Below are 1,513 nucleotides of genomic sequence, written 5' to 3'. Positions count from 1 at the left end.
GCCCAGGACAGCTCGATCGGTCTGTTCACGCGCCGATCACCGGCGGCGCCACGACGGGACCGTCGTCCCAGAAGTCGTCGTGGGTGCCGTGCAGGTAGTCGGCGGCGAAGTGCTCGCCGTCCTCGTCGCCGTCGCCCTTGGCACCGCCCGCGCCCATGCCGCCGCCCATTGGGGAACCGGGGCGACCGGTGGCGGCGCCGCCGCGCCCAGTCGTGTGTCCCTCGGCCGCGCCCAGGCCGCCCACACCGGCCATCGGGCCGCGCCCGGTCCCACGGCCCTGACCGGCTTGACTACCTTGGCCGCTCTGACTGCCTTGACCACCGCCGCCCTGGCCGCCGCGTCCCGTTCCGCTGCCCGTGGCCGAACCGCGCCCGCCGCCAGGCGTCGCGGGACCGCTTCCGCCGGGAAGGGAACCGGGCAGGTACGGCCCGCCGAAGGTGGGCGACGGTTTGGTGCCTGGGGGCAGCCCGCTGCCGGTGCCGGGCGGGTTGCCGCCGGTGCTCGGCGGACTCTGGATTGTCGGGGTAGCGCTGCTGCTGGTGGTCTGCTGGACGCCGTGGGTGGGGGTGTCGCTCGATCCGGTCGGTCCTGCCGTGTCCCGGATGGTGTGGGGCGCGGGTTCGGAGATGCCGCGGCGGTGGGAGTCGGTCCCAGGCGGTCCGACGATGGAGCCGTCGCCGGTCTTGATCTCGCCGGGGTTCGCGGACGGTGCGGGCACGCTGACGGTCACCGAGGGCGGCGGCACGAACTGGCCCAGGCCGGACTGGGCGGTGGACGTGTCGGACTGGTAGCCACTCATGACGCGCACGGCTTCCTGCTTGGCCTGCTGCGCCTGGGCTTCCTGCTTGTCCTGGTCAGTCTGGCCGCCGAAGAGGTGGGTGAACCCGGCGGGGATGCCGCCGAAGGCGGAGTTCGCGGTGGAGTCGACCTCGACCGGTTCCGGCATCCGCCGCTGCGCGGAGCTGTAGGACGAGCTGAACTGGTCGACACCGCCGCTGCTTGCGTGGCCTGCTTCGTTCGCGTCGACCGTCCACTGCGACAGCGGGGTGACCCCGGCGCTCATCGAGTCCGCGGCGCCGCCCTCCCAGGACGCGCCCGCCCGCGCCAGCGCGGCATCGGTCTGGATCTTCGCGTCGGCCATGATGGCCGTGAACCGTGCCCAGCGCGCGTTGGCCTCGGACACGTTTGCCACACCCGCGCCGTCATCGCCGCCGAACCAGGTGCTGGACTCGCCGTGGATCATCTTGTGGAGATCCTTGTGGGACCAGGCGTCCCAGTTGTAGCCGTGATCGAAAAGCGCCATCAGTTGCCCCCAACCAACGTCTTCATCGCCGACTCAGCAAACTCATAAGCGATCTTGCACTTGTTGTCGATCTGCTCCGACCGGACGTTCACGACGCTGTCCAATGTCTGACCCGTCGCGACGTCTACCACCACCGAACATGTCCCAGGCGGCGACTTCTGATCGAGTTGCAGCGCCTTGTAGCCCCGGATCGGCTCGACTTCCTTGATC

Annotated in this window: 2 protein-coding genes; both read right to left on the bottom strand. The window is 70.7% G+C overall.

Annotated elements, in window-relative coordinates:
* Nucleotides 1–25 precede the first annotated feature (25 nt).
* Nucleotides 26–1,303: a PPE domain-containing protein gene (locus ACRDSQ_RS10660; RefSeq protein WP_431420692.1), complete on the bottom strand. Its 1,278-nt coding sequence runs from the start codon at nucleotides 1,301–1,303 to the stop codon at nucleotides 26–28.
* Nucleotides 1,303–1,513 (bottom strand): DUF3558 family protein (locus tag ACRDSQ_RS10655; RefSeq protein ID WP_431420691.1); only part of this gene is annotated, 211 nt, incomplete at its 5' end. The genes ACRDSQ_RS10660 and ACRDSQ_RS10655, both read right to left, overlap by 1 nt.

The organism is Actinokineospora sp., from assembly GCF_050699995.1.
Taxonomy (GTDB): Bacteria; Actinomycetota; Actinomycetes; order Mycobacteriales; family Pseudonocardiaceae; genus Actinokineospora.
Note: the sequence above shows the minus strand (reverse complement) of the source record. Positions and strands in the feature narration are given on the sequence as shown.

What these genes read in the sequence shown, in the direction of transcription:
- ACRDSQ_RS10660 (WP_431420692.1), bottom strand. Translation starts at nt 1,303, where the DNA reads ATGGCGCTTTTCGATCACGGCTACAACTGGGACGCCTGGTCCCACAAG.